The organism is Rhizobium sp. NZLR1b (assembly GCF_019685155.1).
Lineage (GTDB): Bacteria > Pseudomonadota > Alphaproteobacteria > Rhizobiales > Rhizobiaceae > Rhizobium.
The window spans coordinates 325,826-339,450 of record NZ_JABDWC010000003.1; the positions used below are offsets into that span (position 1 = coordinate 325,826).

Sequence of the window (13,625 nt, forward strand, 5' to 3'; positions counted from 1 at the left end):
TTAAGGTCGGATGACGCAGACATTGGCCTCATAGGCGCAGGGATCGTCCTGCACTGCAATATCGATAACCTTCGCCTTCGGTGCCAGTTGCTCAGGCCGTGCTGTGGGATAGAAACCATAGCCGTCGCCGCCGACATAGGTTCCGCCATCAGCCTGATAGACATAGGAAGAGCCGGCATAGGTGTCGCCGCCGTCATAACCCAGGGGCTCGGGTGAGCCGATGACGAAATTGCTGCGCCCGACGCGATTGGTCGCCGCCGATGAAAACTGCTTCAGGAACGGCATCCTGTCTCTGCCGGCCCGACGGCCATAAGCATGATCGAAACGGATACCGCGATCGCCGAGAAACAATCCGCCGTGGAAAGCGTGACGATGGCCGGGAAAGCGATGATCGTTATGCCGGTCGCCGGCCGCGGCCGGGAATGCGGCAAGCGCAGACAGGGCAAGCAGGGTGACTGCGGACAGGTTGCGAAACATGGATGCTGGCCTCCGGAATTCCGATCGTTAACAAATCGTTAACGCCAGATTGCGCCAAAAGCCGAAGCTTGTCCATTCAGGCTGCAGAATCGGCACAAATATTGAGCGGAAAAGACCAGTTTCTTTAGCCTGCAAACTTCCAGGTGACGCGAATCGATTAAATTAAAAGCCGACAGCGATTGTGCTTGTCGTCGGCGTTCCTGGTGATTAAACGTCGCAATTGATGCAACGCACACAGAGAATTTGTCATTCGTGTGGTTGACTGAGCATGCTCCGAAATCCGGGAGCGCAGAAAGCCGCCGCGAGGTTCTGATGGCGAACGTGACAAATAACCGGCCCCTATCGCCGCATCTGCAAATTTACAAACCTATTCCCACCATGGTCATGTCTATCGTCCACCGCATTACCGGTGGCGCGCTCTATGTCGGCACGCTGCTGGTCGCCTGGTGGCTGATCGCAGCGGCAAGCGGCCAGGGTTCCTATGACTGGGCCAACTGGGTGCTCGGCAGCCTTGTCGGCAAGCTCGTGCTGCTCGGCTATACTTGGGCGCTGCTGCACCACATGCTCGGCGGTTTCCGCCACTTCATGTGGGATCTCGGCTACGGCTTCGGGAAAGAATTCTCGACCAAGCTCGCCATCGCCAACATCATCGGGTCGCTCTGTCTGACCGTGCTGGTCTGGGTGATCGGCTTCCTCATTCGCTTCTGAAGGTCCTCTCATGGATATGCGCACCCCCCTCGGCAAGGTTCGCGGGCTCGGCTCCGCCAAGGACGGCACGGACCATTTCTGGCGCCAGCGACTGACGGCCGTCGCCAATGTTCCGCTGATCCTGTTTTTCCTCATCTTCCTGCTCACCTATGCCGGCGCGCCCTATGCTGACGTGGTTCGTGCACTTTCGAACCCTTTCGTCGCGGTCATCATGGGGCTAATGGTGATCTCCGGCGTTATCCATATGAAGCTCGGCATGCAGGTCATCATCGAGGATTACGTGCATGGCGAGTTCGGCAAGATCGCGCTGCTGATGCTGAACACGTTCTTTGCGATCGTGATCGCCGGCCTCTGTCTGTTCGCCATTCTGAAAATCGCATTCGTAGGATAAGCTCGATATGGCACCGACCTCACCCGCCCAGAACGGCAAGGCCTACAAATATATCGATCACTCCTACGACGTGATCGTCGTCGGCGCCGGCGGCGCCGGGCTGCGCGCCACGCTCGGCATGGCCGAGCAGGGGTTCCGCACGGCCTGCATCACCAAGGTATTCCCGACCCGCTCGCATACGGTCGCCGCCCAGGGCGGCATCGCCGCCTCGCTGCGCAACATGACGCCCGATAGCTGGCAGTGGCACCTCTATGACACCGTCAAGGGTTCCGACTGGCTCGGCGACGTCGACGCCATGCAATATCTGACCATGGAAGCGCCGAAGGCGGTCTATGAGCTCGAGCATTACGGCGTGCCGTTCTCGCGCAACGAGGAAGGCAAGATCTATCAGCGCCCGTTCGGCGGCCACATGCAGAATTACGGCGAAGGCCCGCCGGTGCAGCGCACCTGCGCCGTTGCCGACCGTACCGGCCACGCGATCCTGCATACGCTCTACGGTCAGTCGCTGCGCAACAACGCCGAATTCTTCATCGAGTATTTCGCGCTCGACGTGATCATGTCGGAAGACGGCAGCCGCTGCACCGGCGTCGTCGCCTGGTGCCTCGATGACGGCACGATCCATCGTTTCGCCGCCAAGATGGTGGTGCTGGCGACCGGCGGCTACGGCCGCGCCTATTTCTCGGCAACCTCTGCCCATACCTGCACCGGCGACGGCGGTGGCATGGTGGCGCGTGCCGGCCTGCCGCTGCAGGACATGGAATTCGTCCAGTTCCACCCGACCGGCATCTACGGTTCGGGCTGTCTGATCACCGAAGGTGCGCGCGGCGAAGGCGGCTATCTCGTCAACTCCGAGGGCGAGCGCTTCATGGAGCGCTATGCGCCGTCGGCCAAGGACCTCGCCTCGCGCGACGTCGTTTCGCGCTGCATGACGTTGGAAATCCGCGACGGCCGCGGTGTCGGCAAGAACAAGGACCACATCTTCCTGCATCTCGACCATCTCGATCCGGCCGTGCTGCACGAACGGCTGCCGGGTATTTCCGAGAGCGCCAAGATCTTTGCGGGCGTCGACGTCACGCGCGAGCCGATCCCGGTTCTGCCGACCGTTCACTACAATATGGGCGGCATTCCCACGAACTATTGGGGCGAAGTGTTGAACGCCGACAGTGCCAATCCGGAACGGATCATCCCCGGGCTGATGGCGGTCGGTGAAGCCGGCTGCGCCTCGGTGCACGGCGCCAACCGCCTCGGCTCCAACTCGCTGATCGACCTCGTGGTCTTCGGCCGCGCCGCTGCGATCCGCGCCGGCGAGGTGATTGATCGCGCAGCGCCGATCCCCCATCTCAATGTCGCCGCCTGCGACAAGATCATCGACCGCTTCGACGGCCTGCGTCACGCCAGCGGCGGCACGCCGACGGCGGAACTGCGCGAGAAGATGCAGCGCGCCATGCAGGAAGACGCGGCGGTGTTCCGTACGCAGGAATCGCTGGAATCCGGTTGCCGGCGCATCTCTGCGATCTGGCAGGAAATGCGCGATATCAAGGTCACCGACCGCTCGATGATCTGGAATTCGGATCTGGTCGAGACGCTGGAGCTGCAGAACCTGATGGCCAACGCCATCACGACGATCTACGGCGCCGAGGCCCGCAAGGAGAGCCGCGGTTCGCATGCGCGCGAGGACTATACCGAGGGTGCATTCGCCGGCCGCGACGACGTCAACTGGCGCAAGCACACGCTTGCCTGGGTGAACGAGGCAGGCGCCGTGAAACTCGACTACCGGCCGGTTCACACCGAGCTTATCGCCGAAGGCATCGATCCGCACAAGATCGAGCCGAAGGCTCGCGTGTACTGATCTCAAGAGGAACCGGACATGGTTGAACTCGCTCTCCCCAAGAATTCTCAGATGCGCGAAGGCAAGGTCTGGCCGAAGCCGGCCGGTGCCAAAAACACCCGCGAATTCCGCGTCTACCGCTGGAGCCCGGATGACGGCCAGAACCCGTCGATCGACACTTTCTACATCGATGTCGACGATTGCGGGCCGATGGTGCTCGATGGCCTGCTTTACATCAAGAACAAGATCGATCCGACGCTGACCTTGCGCCGCTCCTGTCGCGAGGGCATCTGCGGATCCTGCGCGATGAATATCGACGGCACCAACACGCTCGCCTGCACCAAGGGCCTCGACGATATCAAGGGCTCGGTGAAGATCTATCCGCTGCCGCATTTGCCCGTCGTCAAGGATCTGGTGCCTGACCTTACCAACTTCTATGCCCAGCATCGTTCGATCGAGCCGTGGCTGAAGACGGTGTCGCCGGCGCCAGCCAAGGAATGGAAGCAGAGCCACGAGGACCGTCAGAAGCTCGACGGTCTCTATGAATGCATCCTCTGTGCCTGCTGCTCGACCTCCTGTCCGAGCTACTGGTGGAACGGCGACCGCTATCTCGGTCCGGCCGTTCTGCTGCAGGCCTATCGCTGGCTGATCGACTCCAGAGACGAGGCGACCGGCGAACGTCTCGACAATCTCGAGGACCCGTTCCGGCTTTATCGCTGCCACACGATCATGAATTGTGCGCAGACCTGCCCAAAGGGTCTCAACCCGGCCAAGGCGATCGCCGAAATCAAGAAGATGATGGTCGAGCGCCGGGTCTGACCAGCATGCATGCCGTTGGCGGATGAGACGCCTTAGATCTCGAAGCCGTCACGAAGATCAGGTCGTGGCTCGCCTTGGTGCGCGCACAGGGTATCCGTATTGGTACCGGTGCGAGCGTTATTCCGAGATATTGCGGGAGTTCGACAGGGATCCGGACAGAGATCAGCGCGCCCAACACCTTGCTGACAAATTCTATGTGCAGGAAGTTTTGCAGCGGGACAGTTGAACTGTATCGTTTTTTGGTTAGTTGTTGTCACGGGCAATTTATGCGGCTCGACTTGATTAACCAAAGCGAATTACGGTAATCGGACTTGTCTCACGCCCGTTTCTCTGCGGCGCTAGCCGAATTCAGGAGTATGATGATGCAGTTGCGATATGCGATGACAGGTCTGGTGGTTACTCTCGCGCTAGCCGGTTGTCAGCGTACGGCATATGATTACAACTCCGGCTCGAATGCCGGGCCGGCGCCGCTGACGGCGCAGCCGATTCCCTCGGTGCAGGGTGGGCAGCTTCCGCCGGTCAACAGTTCGCAGTTTCCAGCTGCGCCGGCGACGACGGCGCCGATGCCGGGCGCGCAGCCCGGCGCAATGGCCGCAAATGCGCTTGATGTCACCAAGGAATCGATGGTCGGAAGCTGGCGCGTCAATGGCAGCTGCGACATGTTCTTGACGCTGACCAATCTCGGCAGCGGTTCGCGCGGCGGTACGCGCGGCTGCGTCGGCGAGTTGACGGCGATGGGCTCCTGGGAGGTTGCCGGCAAGCAGGTGCTGCTCAAGGACCGTTCAGGCAATCAGCTCGGCAGCGTCTACAAGACGGCTGACAACCGCTTCCAGGGACAGACCAGCACGGGCCAGCAGATCAGTCTCAGCCGGTAAAACGAATCGGCGCGGTAGACGAACCGGCGCGGTAAACCACCGGCGGGCCTCCGCCGATGTCTGACAGGCGGATATGCCCTCATGCAGCCAATGCCCGATTATGCGCTCAGCGTCTGCGAACAGCTTAAAGCCCTGACCGCATCGGGCGCGCTGCAGGTCGACTCCGCCCAGATGGACGTGGCAAAGAGCTTGGATCGGGTGCTGGCCGGGCTGAAGCAGCGGCGGCCAGCGGCAAAATCGAGCGCACTTGGCTGGATGTTTGCCGCCAAGAAGAAATCCGCCGACGGCATCAAGGGGCTTTACATCCACGGCAGCGTCGGCCGCGGCAAGACCATGCTGATGGACATGTTCTTCTCGATGGCGCCGTGCAGGAAGAAACGCCGGGCGCATTTCCACGAATTCATGGCGGATGTGCACAATCGGATCGCGGCGCACCGGCTGAAGCTGAAGAACGGCGAGACGAAGCAGGCCGATCCGATGCCGCCGGTCGCCGCAGCCCTCTACGAGGAAGCGGAACTGCTCTGCTTCGACGAATTCACCGTCACCGATATCGCCGATGCGATGATCCTGTCGCGGCTATTCTCCGAGCTTTTCGCGCGCGGATGCGTGCTGGTCGCGACGTCGAACGTCGAGCCCGACAACCTCTACACGGATGGTCTCAATCGCGGCCTCTTCCTGCCCTTCGTCGCCCTTCTCAAGCAGCATGTCGATGTCGTCACCCTGGGTTCGCCGACCGACTACCGCATGGAGAAGCTGAGCAGCCAGCCGGTCTATCTGGTGCCGATCAACGATCATAACGACATGGCGATGGATGCGTCCTGGACGCAGGCGCTGCATGGGCGCAAGGCGCAACCGCTGGACATTCCGATGAAAGGCCGACACATCCATGTGCCGCTCGCCGTCGACCGTATGGCGAGGTTCTCCTTCGCCGATCTTTGCGACAAGCCGCTCGGGGCGGTCGACTTCCTGGCGATCGCCGAGCGTTACGATATGGTCTTCGTCGATCACATTCCCTTGCTCGGGCCGGAAAAGCGGAACCAGATCAAACGCTTCATCATTCTGGTCGATACGTTCTACGATCATGCCGTGCGGCTCTACATTTCCGCAGCGGCGATGCCGGAGGAACTTCTGGTGCATCGCCGGGGCACCGAGGGCTTTGAATTCGACCGCACCGCATCGCGCCTGTTCGAGATGCGCAGCGCTGAATATCTCGCACTGCACCATGAAAAGCGCGCCGCCGAGTAACAATCCGGTGACATGATATCTTACGTTTACGTAAGAATTTTAGTATCTAAACGATTGAAATTGCTACATCAAAATTAATGAGTTGCCATTTTTGGGCTTTGGGTCTATGCGATTGCGTCATTGGGCTGTGCCTTGCTGCGCATCGCTCGACGAATTTGATCGCAAAGGAAACAGCGAAATGGCGCGTAACAAGATCGCACTCATTGGTTCTGGCATGATTGGTGGCACGCTGGCACACCTCGCCGGCCTGAAGGAACTGGGCGACATCGTCCTCTTCGACATCGCGGACGGCATTCCCCAGGGCAAGGGTCTCGACATCGCACAGTCCTCTCCGGTCGAAGGCTTCGACGTCAACCTGACGGGCGCCAGCGACTATTCCGCGATCGAAGGCGCCGATGTCTGCATTGTCACCGCCGGTGTCGCCCGCAAGCCGGGCATGAGCCGCGACGATCTTCTCGGCATCAACCTCAAGGTCATGGAGCAGGTAGGCGCCGGCATCAAGAAATATGCGCCGAACGCTTTCGTAATCTGCATCACCAACCCGCTCGACGCCATGGTCTGGGCGCTGCAGAAGTTCTCCGGCCTTCCGGCCAACAAGGTCGTCGGCATGGCCGGCGTTCTCGACTCGTCGCGTTTCCGTCTTTTCCTCGCCAAGGAATTCAACGTGTCCGTCCAGGACGTCACCGCTTTCGTGCTCGGCGGCCACGGCGACACGATGGTGCCGCTTGCCCGCTACTCGACGGTCGGCGGCATTCCGCTCACCGACCTCGTCACCATGGGTTGGGTCACCAAGGAACGCCTCGAAGAGATCATCCAGCGCACCCGTGACGGCGGCGCCGAAATCGTCGGCCTGCTGAAGACCGGCTCGGCCTACTATGCGCCGGCCGCCTCGGCGATCGAGATGGCCGAATCCTACCTCAAGGACAAGAAGCGCGTTCTGCCCTGCGCTGCCCAGCTGACCGGCCAGTACGGCGTCAAGGACATGTATGTCGGCGTTCCCACCGTCATCGGCGCCGGTGGCGTCGAGCGCATCATCGAGATCGACCTCAACAAGACCGAGAGGGAAGCCTTCGACAAATCCGTCGGTGCCGTTGCCGGTCTCTGCGAAGCCTGCATCAACATCGCGCCTGCCCTCAAGTAGTCGACGCGCTGAAGTCATCAAACAGGGATAAACCCATGAACATTCATGAATATCAGGCCAAGGCTCTGCTGAAGGGCTATGGCGCGCCGGTTGCCGAGGGTGTGGCTATTCTCAAGGTAGAGGAAGCCGAAGCTGCCGCCAAGGCGCTCCCCGGCCCGCTTTACGTGGTCAAGAGCCAGATCCATGCCGGCGGCCGCGGCAAGGGCAAGTTCAAGGAACTGGGCCCGGAAGCCAAGGGCGGCGTGCGTCTCGCCAAGTCGATCGACGAAGTGATCGCCCATGCCAAGGATATGCTCGGCAACACGCTAGTAACGGCGCAGACTGGCGAAGCCGGCAAGCAGGTCAACCGCCTCTACATCGAAGATGGCGCCGACATCGCCCGCGAACTCTATTGCTCGATCCTTGTCGACCGCTCGGTCGGCCGCGTGGCTTTCGTGGTATCGACCGAAGGCGGCATGGACATCGAAGCCGTCGCCCATGACACGCCGGAGAAAATCCACACGATCGCCATCGATCCGGAAGCCGGCGTGACGGCTGCCGACGTTGCCGCGATCTCCAAGGCGCTCGCGCTCGACGGCGCTGCCGCCGAAGATGCGAAGTCGCTCTTCCCGGCGCTCTACAAGGCCTTCAATGAGAAGGACATGGCGCTGCTCGAAGTCAATCCGCTGATCGTCATGAAGGATGGCCGCCTGCGCGTTCTCGACGCGAAGATGTCCTTCGACGGCAATGCGCTTTTCCGTCACGACGACGTCAAGACGCTGCGTGACGAGACTGAAGAAGACGCCAAGGAAATCGAGGCTTCCAAGTGGGACCTCGCCTATGTGGCGCTCGACGGCAACATCGGCTGCATGGTCAACGGCGCAGGTCTTGCCATGGCGACGATGGATATCATCAAGCTCTACGGCAAGGAGCCGGCTAACTTCTGTGACGTCGGCGGCGGCGCCGGCAAGGAGAAGGTTGCTGCGGCTTTCAAGATCATCACCGCAGACCCCAAGGTCGAAGGCATTCTCGTCAACATCTTCGGCGGCATCATGAAGTGCGATGTCATTGCCGAGGGCGTCATTGCCGCGGTCAAGGAAGTCGGCCTCAAGGTTCCGCTCGTCGTGCGCCTTGAAGGCACCAATGTCGAGCTCGGCAAGAAGATCCTGAACGAGTCGGGTCTCGCGATCACAGCGGCTGACGACTTGGACGATGCAGCCAAGAAGATCGTCGCGGCGATCAACGGCTGAGAGCGATCATGACCTTCCAGTCCACGCCATCTGCTGCTCATATCCGTCTCAATGCCTTTGCCGGCGTATGGGAAGGGGAGGAGCGCGTCGCAGGGTCGGCGTGGACGACTGAAGGTAAGGCCAGTGCTAAACTTTCCGGCGAGGCGCTGTTCGGCGGGTTCTTCCTCGAGCAGCGCTATCGCCAATCGCGCGATGGGGCTGTTTCGTTCGAGGCCCGAAATGTTTTCGGCTTCGATGCTTCGGACCAGACCTACAAGCTCTACCAGTTCGACAGCGCGGGCTTCGCGCCACCGTCGCCAGCTTCCGGCGAATGGAACGGCAAGGAACTCGTGCTGATGAAGGCTTCGCCGCGCGGCAGACAGCGCACCGCATTCACATTTGAAAATGAAGACTGCTACCGGATGGGCGTCAGCTTTTCGCCTGCAGGCAGCGATACTTGGCAGGAGGTCGTCAGCGGCATCTATCGTCGCTCGTCCCCCACGTCTTCCAACCTCTCCTAGACAAAGGCCTCGCATGTCTATTTTCGTCAATAAAGACACCAAGATCCTCGTTCAGGGTCTGACCGGCAAGACCGGAACGTTCCACACCGAACAGGCGCTCGCCTATTACGGCACGCAGATGGTCGGCGGTATCCACCCGAAGAAGGGCGGCGAAACCTGGACCGGCGCAAAGGGCGAAAACCTGCCGATCTTCGCAACCGTTGCCGAGGGCAAGGAAAAGACCGGCGCCGACGCGTCCGTCATCTATGTTCCGCCGGCCGGTGCCGCCGACGCGATCATCGAGGCGATCGATGCCGAGATCCCGTTCATCACCTGCATTACCGAAGGCATCCCGGTCATGGACATGGTTCGCGTCAAGGCTCGCCTCGACCGCTCCAAGTCGCGCCTGCTCGGCCCGAACTGCCCAGGCATCATGACGCCGGAAGAATGCAAGATTGGCATCATGCCGGGTTCCATCTTCCGCAAGGGCTCGGTCGGTATCGTGTCCCGCTCGGGCACGCTGACCTATGAAGCCGTGTTTCAGACCTCCAACGAAGGCCTCGGCCAGACCACGGCCGTCGGCATCGGCGGCGACCCGGTCAAGGGCACCGAATTCATCGACGTCCTGGAAATGTTCCTGGCCGACCAAGCCACCCAGTCGATCATCATGATCGGCGAAATCGGCGGTTCGGCAGAGGAAGATGCTGCGCAGTTCCTCAAGGATGAAGCCAAGAAGGGCCGCAGCAAGCCCATGGCTGGCTTCATTGCCGGCCGCACGGCGCCGAAGGGCCGCACCATGGGCCATGCCGGCGCTGTGGTTTCCGGCGGCAAGGGCGATGCGGAATCGAAGATCGCGGCGATGGAATCGGCAGGCATCAAGGTGTCGCCGTCTCCGGCCCGCCTCGGCAAGACGCTGGTTGAAGTCCTCAAGGGCTAAACCAACTTATACCCGGGCGGAGGAGCGGCATCTGCGCCTTCCGCCCGGTCTTGACGGCACGAGACATGCAGATGCGCCGCAGACAGGCGGCAATCGGAATGCGGCAGCCGGCGAGCAAGCCGGCAAATTCATCAAAGTCAGGAGGCGGGCGGCAGCGTCCGCATATCACCATGGCACGGCAAGAAGCCAACGAGCAGTTTCAGATCACCTCGTTTCTGGATGGCGCCAACGCTGCCTATATCGAGCAGCTGCATGCGCGCTACGAAGAGGACCCCGCGTCGGTCGACGATCAGTGGCGGACCTTCTTCAAGGCGCTGGAGGAGGATCCCAGCGATGTGAAGAGGGCGGCCAAGGGGGCTTCCTGGCGAAGGAAGAACTGGCCGCTGGCGGCCGGCGGCGATCTGGTGTCGGCTCTCGACGGCGACTGGGGTATCGTCGAGAAGGTTATCGAGACCAAGGTCAAGGCCAAGGCCGAAGCCGAGGGCAAGCCTGCCGACAGCACCGACGTGCTGCAGGCGACGCGCGATTCCGTGCGCGCCATCATGATGATCCGCGCCTACCGCATGCGCGGCCACCTGCATGCCAAGCTCGACCCGCTCGGCATCGCCGCTCCCGTCGACGACTATCGCGAGCTGTCGCCGGAGAATTACGGCTTCACGGCCGCCGATTACGACCGCAGGATCTTCATCGACAACGTGCTCGGCTTGGAATACGCGACCATCCGCGAGATGATCGATATCCTCGAGCGCACCTATTGCTCGACGCTCGGCGTCGAATTCATGCATATCTCCAATCCGGAAGAGAAGGCCTGGATCCAGGAGCGTATCGAAGGGCCGGACAAGGGCGTCGCTTTCTCGCCTGAAGGCAAGAAGGCAATCCTCGCCAAGCTCGCCGAAGCCGAAGGCTACGAACAGTTCCTTGACGTCAAGTTCAAGGGCACCAAGCGTTTCGGCCTCGACGGCGGCGAATCGCTGATCCCGGCGCTCGAGCAGATCCTCAAGCGCGGTGGCCATCTCGGCCTCAAGGAAGCCGTGTTCGGCATGGCCCATCGCGGCCGGCTCAACGTGCTCTCGCAGGTCATGGGAAAGCCACACCGGGCGATCTTCCACGAGTTCAAGGGCGGCTCGGCCGCACCCGACGAAGTCGAAGGCTCGGGCGACGTCAAGTATCATCTCGGGGCCTCCTCAGACCGCGAATTCGACGGCAACAAGGTGCATGTCTCGCTGACAGCCAACCCGTCGCATCTTGAAATCGTCGATCCCGTCGTCATGGGCAAGGTCCGCGCCAAGCAGGACATGAATGCTACCGTCTGGGACGGCGACATCATTCCGCTTTCCGAGCGTGCCAAGGTTCTGCCGCTTCTGATCCATGGCGACGCAGCCTTCGCCGGCCAGGGCGTCATTGCCGAAATCCTCGGCCTTTCCGGCCTGCGCGGCCACCGCGTCGCCGGCACCATGCACGTCATCATCAACAACCAGATCGGCTTCACGACGAACCCCGCCTTCTCGCGTTCGTCGCCCTATCCGTCCGACGTCGCCAAGATGATCGAGGCGCCGATCTTCCACGTCAACGGCGACGATCCGGAAGCGGTGGTCTATGCGGCCAAGATCGCGACCGAATTCCGCATGAAGTTCCACAAGCCGGTCGTGCTCGACCTGTTCTGCTATCGCCGCTACGGCCACAATGAAGGCGACGAACCGTCCTTCACGCAGCCGAAGATGTACAAGGTGATCCGCGGCCACAAGACCGTGCTGCAGATCTATGCGGCGCGCCTGGTCGCCGAGGGCCTGCTCACCGAAGGTGAAGTCGAGAAGATGAAGGCCGACTGGCGCGCCCATCTCGAACAGGAGTTCGAGGCCGGCCAGCACTACAAGCCGAACAAGGCCGACTGGCTTGACGGCGAGTGGTCGGGCCTGCGCGCGGCCGACAATGCCGACGAGCAGCGCCGCGGAAAGACCGCCGTGCCGATGAAGACGCTGAAGGATATCGGCCGCAAGCTCTCGGAGATTCCGGCGGGCTTCACTGCACACCGCACGATCCAGCGCTTCATGGAAAACCGCGCCAATATGATCGCCACCGGCGAAGGTATCGACTGGGCGATGGCTGAAGCGCTCTCCTTCGGGGCACTCTGCGTCGAAGGCAGCAAGATCCGCTTGTCCGGCCAGGATTGCGAACGCGGCACCTTCTCGCAGCGCCACTCCGTTCTCTACGATCAGGAAACCGAGGAACGCTATATCCCGCTCGCCAATCTCTCGCCAACGCAGGGTCGCTACGAAGTCATCAATTCGATGCTTTCGGAAGAGGCCGTGCTCGGTTTCGAATATGGCTACTCGCTTGCCCGCCCGAATGCGTTGACGCTCTGGGAAGCGCAGTTCGGCGATTTTGCCAACGGTGCGCAGGTGGTCTTCGACCAGTTCATCTCGTCGGGCGAACGCAAATGGCTGCGCATGTCGGGCCTCGTCTGCCTCTTGCCGCATGGCTATGAGGGCCAAGGTCCGGAACACTCCTCGGCCCGCCTCGAGCGTTTCCTGCAGCTTTGCGCGGAGGATAACATGCAGGTCGCCAACGTCACGACGCCGGCGAACTACTTCCACATCCTGCGCCGGCAGCTGAAGCGCGACTTCCGCAAGCCGCTGGTCCTGATGACGCCGAAGTCGCTGCTGCGCCACAAGCGGGCAGTCTCGACGCTTGCCGAAATGGCCGGAGAATCCGCCTTCCATCGCCTGCTCTGGGACGATGCCGAAGTGATCAAGGACGGCCCGATCAAGCTGCAGAAGGACAACAAGATCCGCCGTGTCGTCATGTGCTCCGGCAAGGTCTATTACGATCTTCTCGAAGAGCGTGAAAAGCGCGGCATCGACGACATCTATCTCTTGCGTGTCGAACAGCTCTATCCGTTCCCGGCAAAGGCGCTGATCAACGAGCTGTCGCGCTTCCGCAATGCCGAGATGGTCTGGTGCCAGGAAGAGCCGAAGAACATGGGCGCATGGTCGTTCATCGACCCCTTCCTCGAATGGGTGCTTGCCCATATCGATGCAAAGTATCAGCGCGTCCGTTATACCGGCCGTCCGGCCGCCGCCTCGCCGGCGACGGGCCTGATGTCAAAGCATCTGTCGCAGCTCGCCGCATTCCTCGAGGATGCATTGGGCGGTTAACACAAGGGGGGCGCAGTGGCTTATTTCTTTCTGAGACTGCTGCCGCCGCGCCCCACTTTCCCGCATGACGGGACCGGAGAGGAAATGGCGGCGATGAAACGCCATGTCGAATACTGGCACCGGCACGCCCTTGCGGGATCGGCGATCGTCGTCGGTCCGGTGTTTGAGGGCGAAGGCGCCTTCGGCATGGCGATCGTCGAAGTCGAGGATCAAGCGGCGGCACAGGTTCTTGCCGACAGCGATCCGATCATCGCTTCCGGTTTCGGTTTCCGTTTTGATATCCTGCCGATGCCCTCGATCATCTTGCGGCCGCCCGCCGTCTGAAACGCATTAAACGAACA

General features: G+C 61.3%; 13 protein-coding genes. 12 read left to right on the forward strand and 1 reads right to left on the reverse strand.

Going from position 1 to position 13,625, the window contains the following annotated elements; all coding sequences use genetic code 11:
* A complete protein-coding gene (locus HJB84_RS06040; RefSeq protein ID WP_221115487.1) occupies positions 1–477 on the reverse strand; it encodes a hypothetical protein in 477 nt (158 codons plus the stop codon).
* A 312-nt stretch (positions 478–789) separates the two neighbouring features.
* Between HJB84_RS06040 and sdhC the strand changes: the two genes are divergently transcribed.
* The 12 genes from sdhC (at position 790) to HJB84_RS06100 (ending at position 13,608) form a co-directional block, all read left to right on the forward strand.
* Entirely contained in the window at positions 790–1,185 is a 396-nt protein-coding gene (sdhC, locus tag HJB84_RS06045; RefSeq protein WP_221115488.1) for a succinate dehydrogenase, cytochrome b556 subunit, read from the forward strand.
* 10 nt (positions 1,186–1,195) lie between these two features.
* The gene (gene sdhD, locus HJB84_RS06050) at positions 1,196–1,576 is read left to right on the forward strand and encodes a succinate dehydrogenase, hydrophobic membrane anchor protein (RefSeq protein WP_007632532.1); all 381 of its coding nucleotides are present in this window, start codon (positions 1,196–1,198) and stop codon (positions 1,574–1,576) included.
* 7 nt (positions 1,577–1,583) lie between these two features.
* Positions 1,584–3,425 carry a succinate dehydrogenase flavoprotein subunit gene (gene sdhA / locus HJB84_RS06055; RefSeq protein WP_221115489.1) on the forward strand — a complete coding sequence of 614 codons (1,842 nt, stop codon included), beginning with the start codon at positions 1,584–1,586 and terminating at the stop codon, positions 3,423–3,425.
* A gap of 18 nt (positions 3,426–3,443) precedes the next feature.
* A complete protein-coding gene (locus tag HJB84_RS06060; protein ID WP_007632536.1) occupies positions 3,444–4,223 on the forward strand; it encodes a succinate dehydrogenase iron-sulfur subunit in 780 nt (259 codons plus the stop codon).
* A gap of 362 nt (positions 4,224–4,585) precedes the next feature.
* A complete protein-coding gene (locus HJB84_RS06065) occupies positions 4,586–5,098 on the forward strand; it encodes a protease inhibitor Inh/omp19 family protein (protein WP_221115490.1) in 513 nt (170 codons plus the stop codon).
* An 81-nt stretch (positions 5,099–5,179) separates the two neighbouring features.
* Complete coding sequence (gene zapE, locus HJB84_RS06070) at positions 5,180–6,343, forward strand: cell division protein ZapE (protein WP_221115491.1); 1,164 nt, start codon at positions 5,180–5,182, stop codon at positions 6,341–6,343.
* Positions 6,344–6,521: 178 nt separating this feature from the next.
* Positions 6,522–7,484 (forward strand): malate dehydrogenase, encoded by a 963-nt coding sequence (mdh, locus tag HJB84_RS06075; RefSeq protein ID WP_207582100.1) that lies wholly within the window; start codon positions 6,522–6,524, stop codon positions 7,482–7,484.
* 35 nt (positions 7,485–7,519) lie between these two features.
* Entirely contained in the window at positions 7,520–8,713 is a 1,194-nt protein-coding gene (gene sucC, locus HJB84_RS06080; RefSeq protein ID WP_207582099.1) for an ADP-forming succinate--CoA ligase subunit beta, read from the forward strand.
* Between the two features lie 8 nt (positions 8,714–8,721).
* Positions 8,722–9,213, forward strand: a complete 492-nt coding sequence (locus HJB84_RS06085; protein WP_207582098.1) for a DUF1579 family protein — start codon at positions 8,722–8,724, stop codon at positions 9,211–9,213.
* A gap of 13 nt (positions 9,214–9,226) precedes the next feature.
* Positions 9,227–10,129, forward strand: a complete 903-nt coding sequence (gene sucD / locus HJB84_RS06090) for a succinate--CoA ligase subunit alpha (protein ID WP_221115492.1) — start codon at positions 9,227–9,229, stop codon at positions 10,127–10,129.
* A 170-nt stretch (positions 10,130–10,299) separates the two neighbouring features.
* The gene (locus HJB84_RS06095) at positions 10,300–13,284 is read left to right on the forward strand and encodes a 2-oxoglutarate dehydrogenase E1 component (RefSeq protein ID WP_207582096.1); all 2,985 of its coding nucleotides are present in this window, start codon (positions 10,300–10,302) and stop codon (positions 13,282–13,284) included.
* 15 nt (positions 13,285–13,299) lie between these two features.
* Complete coding sequence (locus tag HJB84_RS06100) at positions 13,300–13,608, forward strand: YciI family protein (RefSeq protein ID WP_221115493.1); 309 nt, start codon at positions 13,300–13,302, stop codon at positions 13,606–13,608.
* Positions 13,609–13,625: the final 17 nt, after the last annotated feature.

What these genes read in the sequence shown, in the direction of transcription:
- HJB84_RS06040 (WP_221115487.1), bottom strand. Translation starts at nt 477, where the DNA reads ATGTTTCGCAACCTGTCCGCAGTCACCCTGCTTGCCCTGTCTGCGCTT.
- sdhC (WP_221115488.1), top strand. Translation starts at nt 790, where the DNA reads ATGGCGAACGTGACAAATAACCGGCCCCTATCGCCGCATCTGCAAATT.
- sdhD (WP_007632532.1), top strand. Translation starts at nt 1,196, where the DNA reads ATGGATATGCGCACCCCCCTCGGCAAGGTTCGCGGGCTCGGCTCCGCC.
- sdhA (WP_221115489.1), top strand. Translation starts at nt 1,584, where the DNA reads ATGGCACCGACCTCACCCGCCCAGAACGGCAAGGCCTACAAATATATC.
- HJB84_RS06060 (WP_007632536.1), top strand. Translation starts at nt 3,444, where the DNA reads ATGGTTGAACTCGCTCTCCCCAAGAATTCTCAGATGCGCGAAGGCAAG.
- HJB84_RS06065 (WP_221115490.1), top strand. Translation starts at nt 4,586, where the DNA reads ATGCAGTTGCGATATGCGATGACAGGTCTGGTGGTTACTCTCGCGCTA.
- zapE (WP_221115491.1), top strand. Translation starts at nt 5,180, where the DNA reads ATGCAGCCAATGCCCGATTATGCGCTCAGCGTCTGCGAACAGCTTAAA.
- mdh (WP_207582100.1), top strand. Translation starts at nt 6,522, where the DNA reads ATGGCGCGTAACAAGATCGCACTCATTGGTTCTGGCATGATTGGTGGC.
- sucC (WP_207582099.1), top strand. Translation starts at nt 7,520, where the DNA reads ATGAACATTCATGAATATCAGGCCAAGGCTCTGCTGAAGGGCTATGGC.
- HJB84_RS06085 (WP_207582098.1), top strand. Translation starts at nt 8,722, where the DNA reads ATGACCTTCCAGTCCACGCCATCTGCTGCTCATATCCGTCTCAATGCC.
- sucD (WP_221115492.1), top strand. Translation starts at nt 9,227, where the DNA reads ATGTCTATTTTCGTCAATAAAGACACCAAGATCCTCGTTCAGGGTCTG.
- HJB84_RS06095 (WP_207582096.1), top strand. Translation starts at nt 10,300, where the DNA reads ATGGCACGGCAAGAAGCCAACGAGCAGTTTCAGATCACCTCGTTTCTG.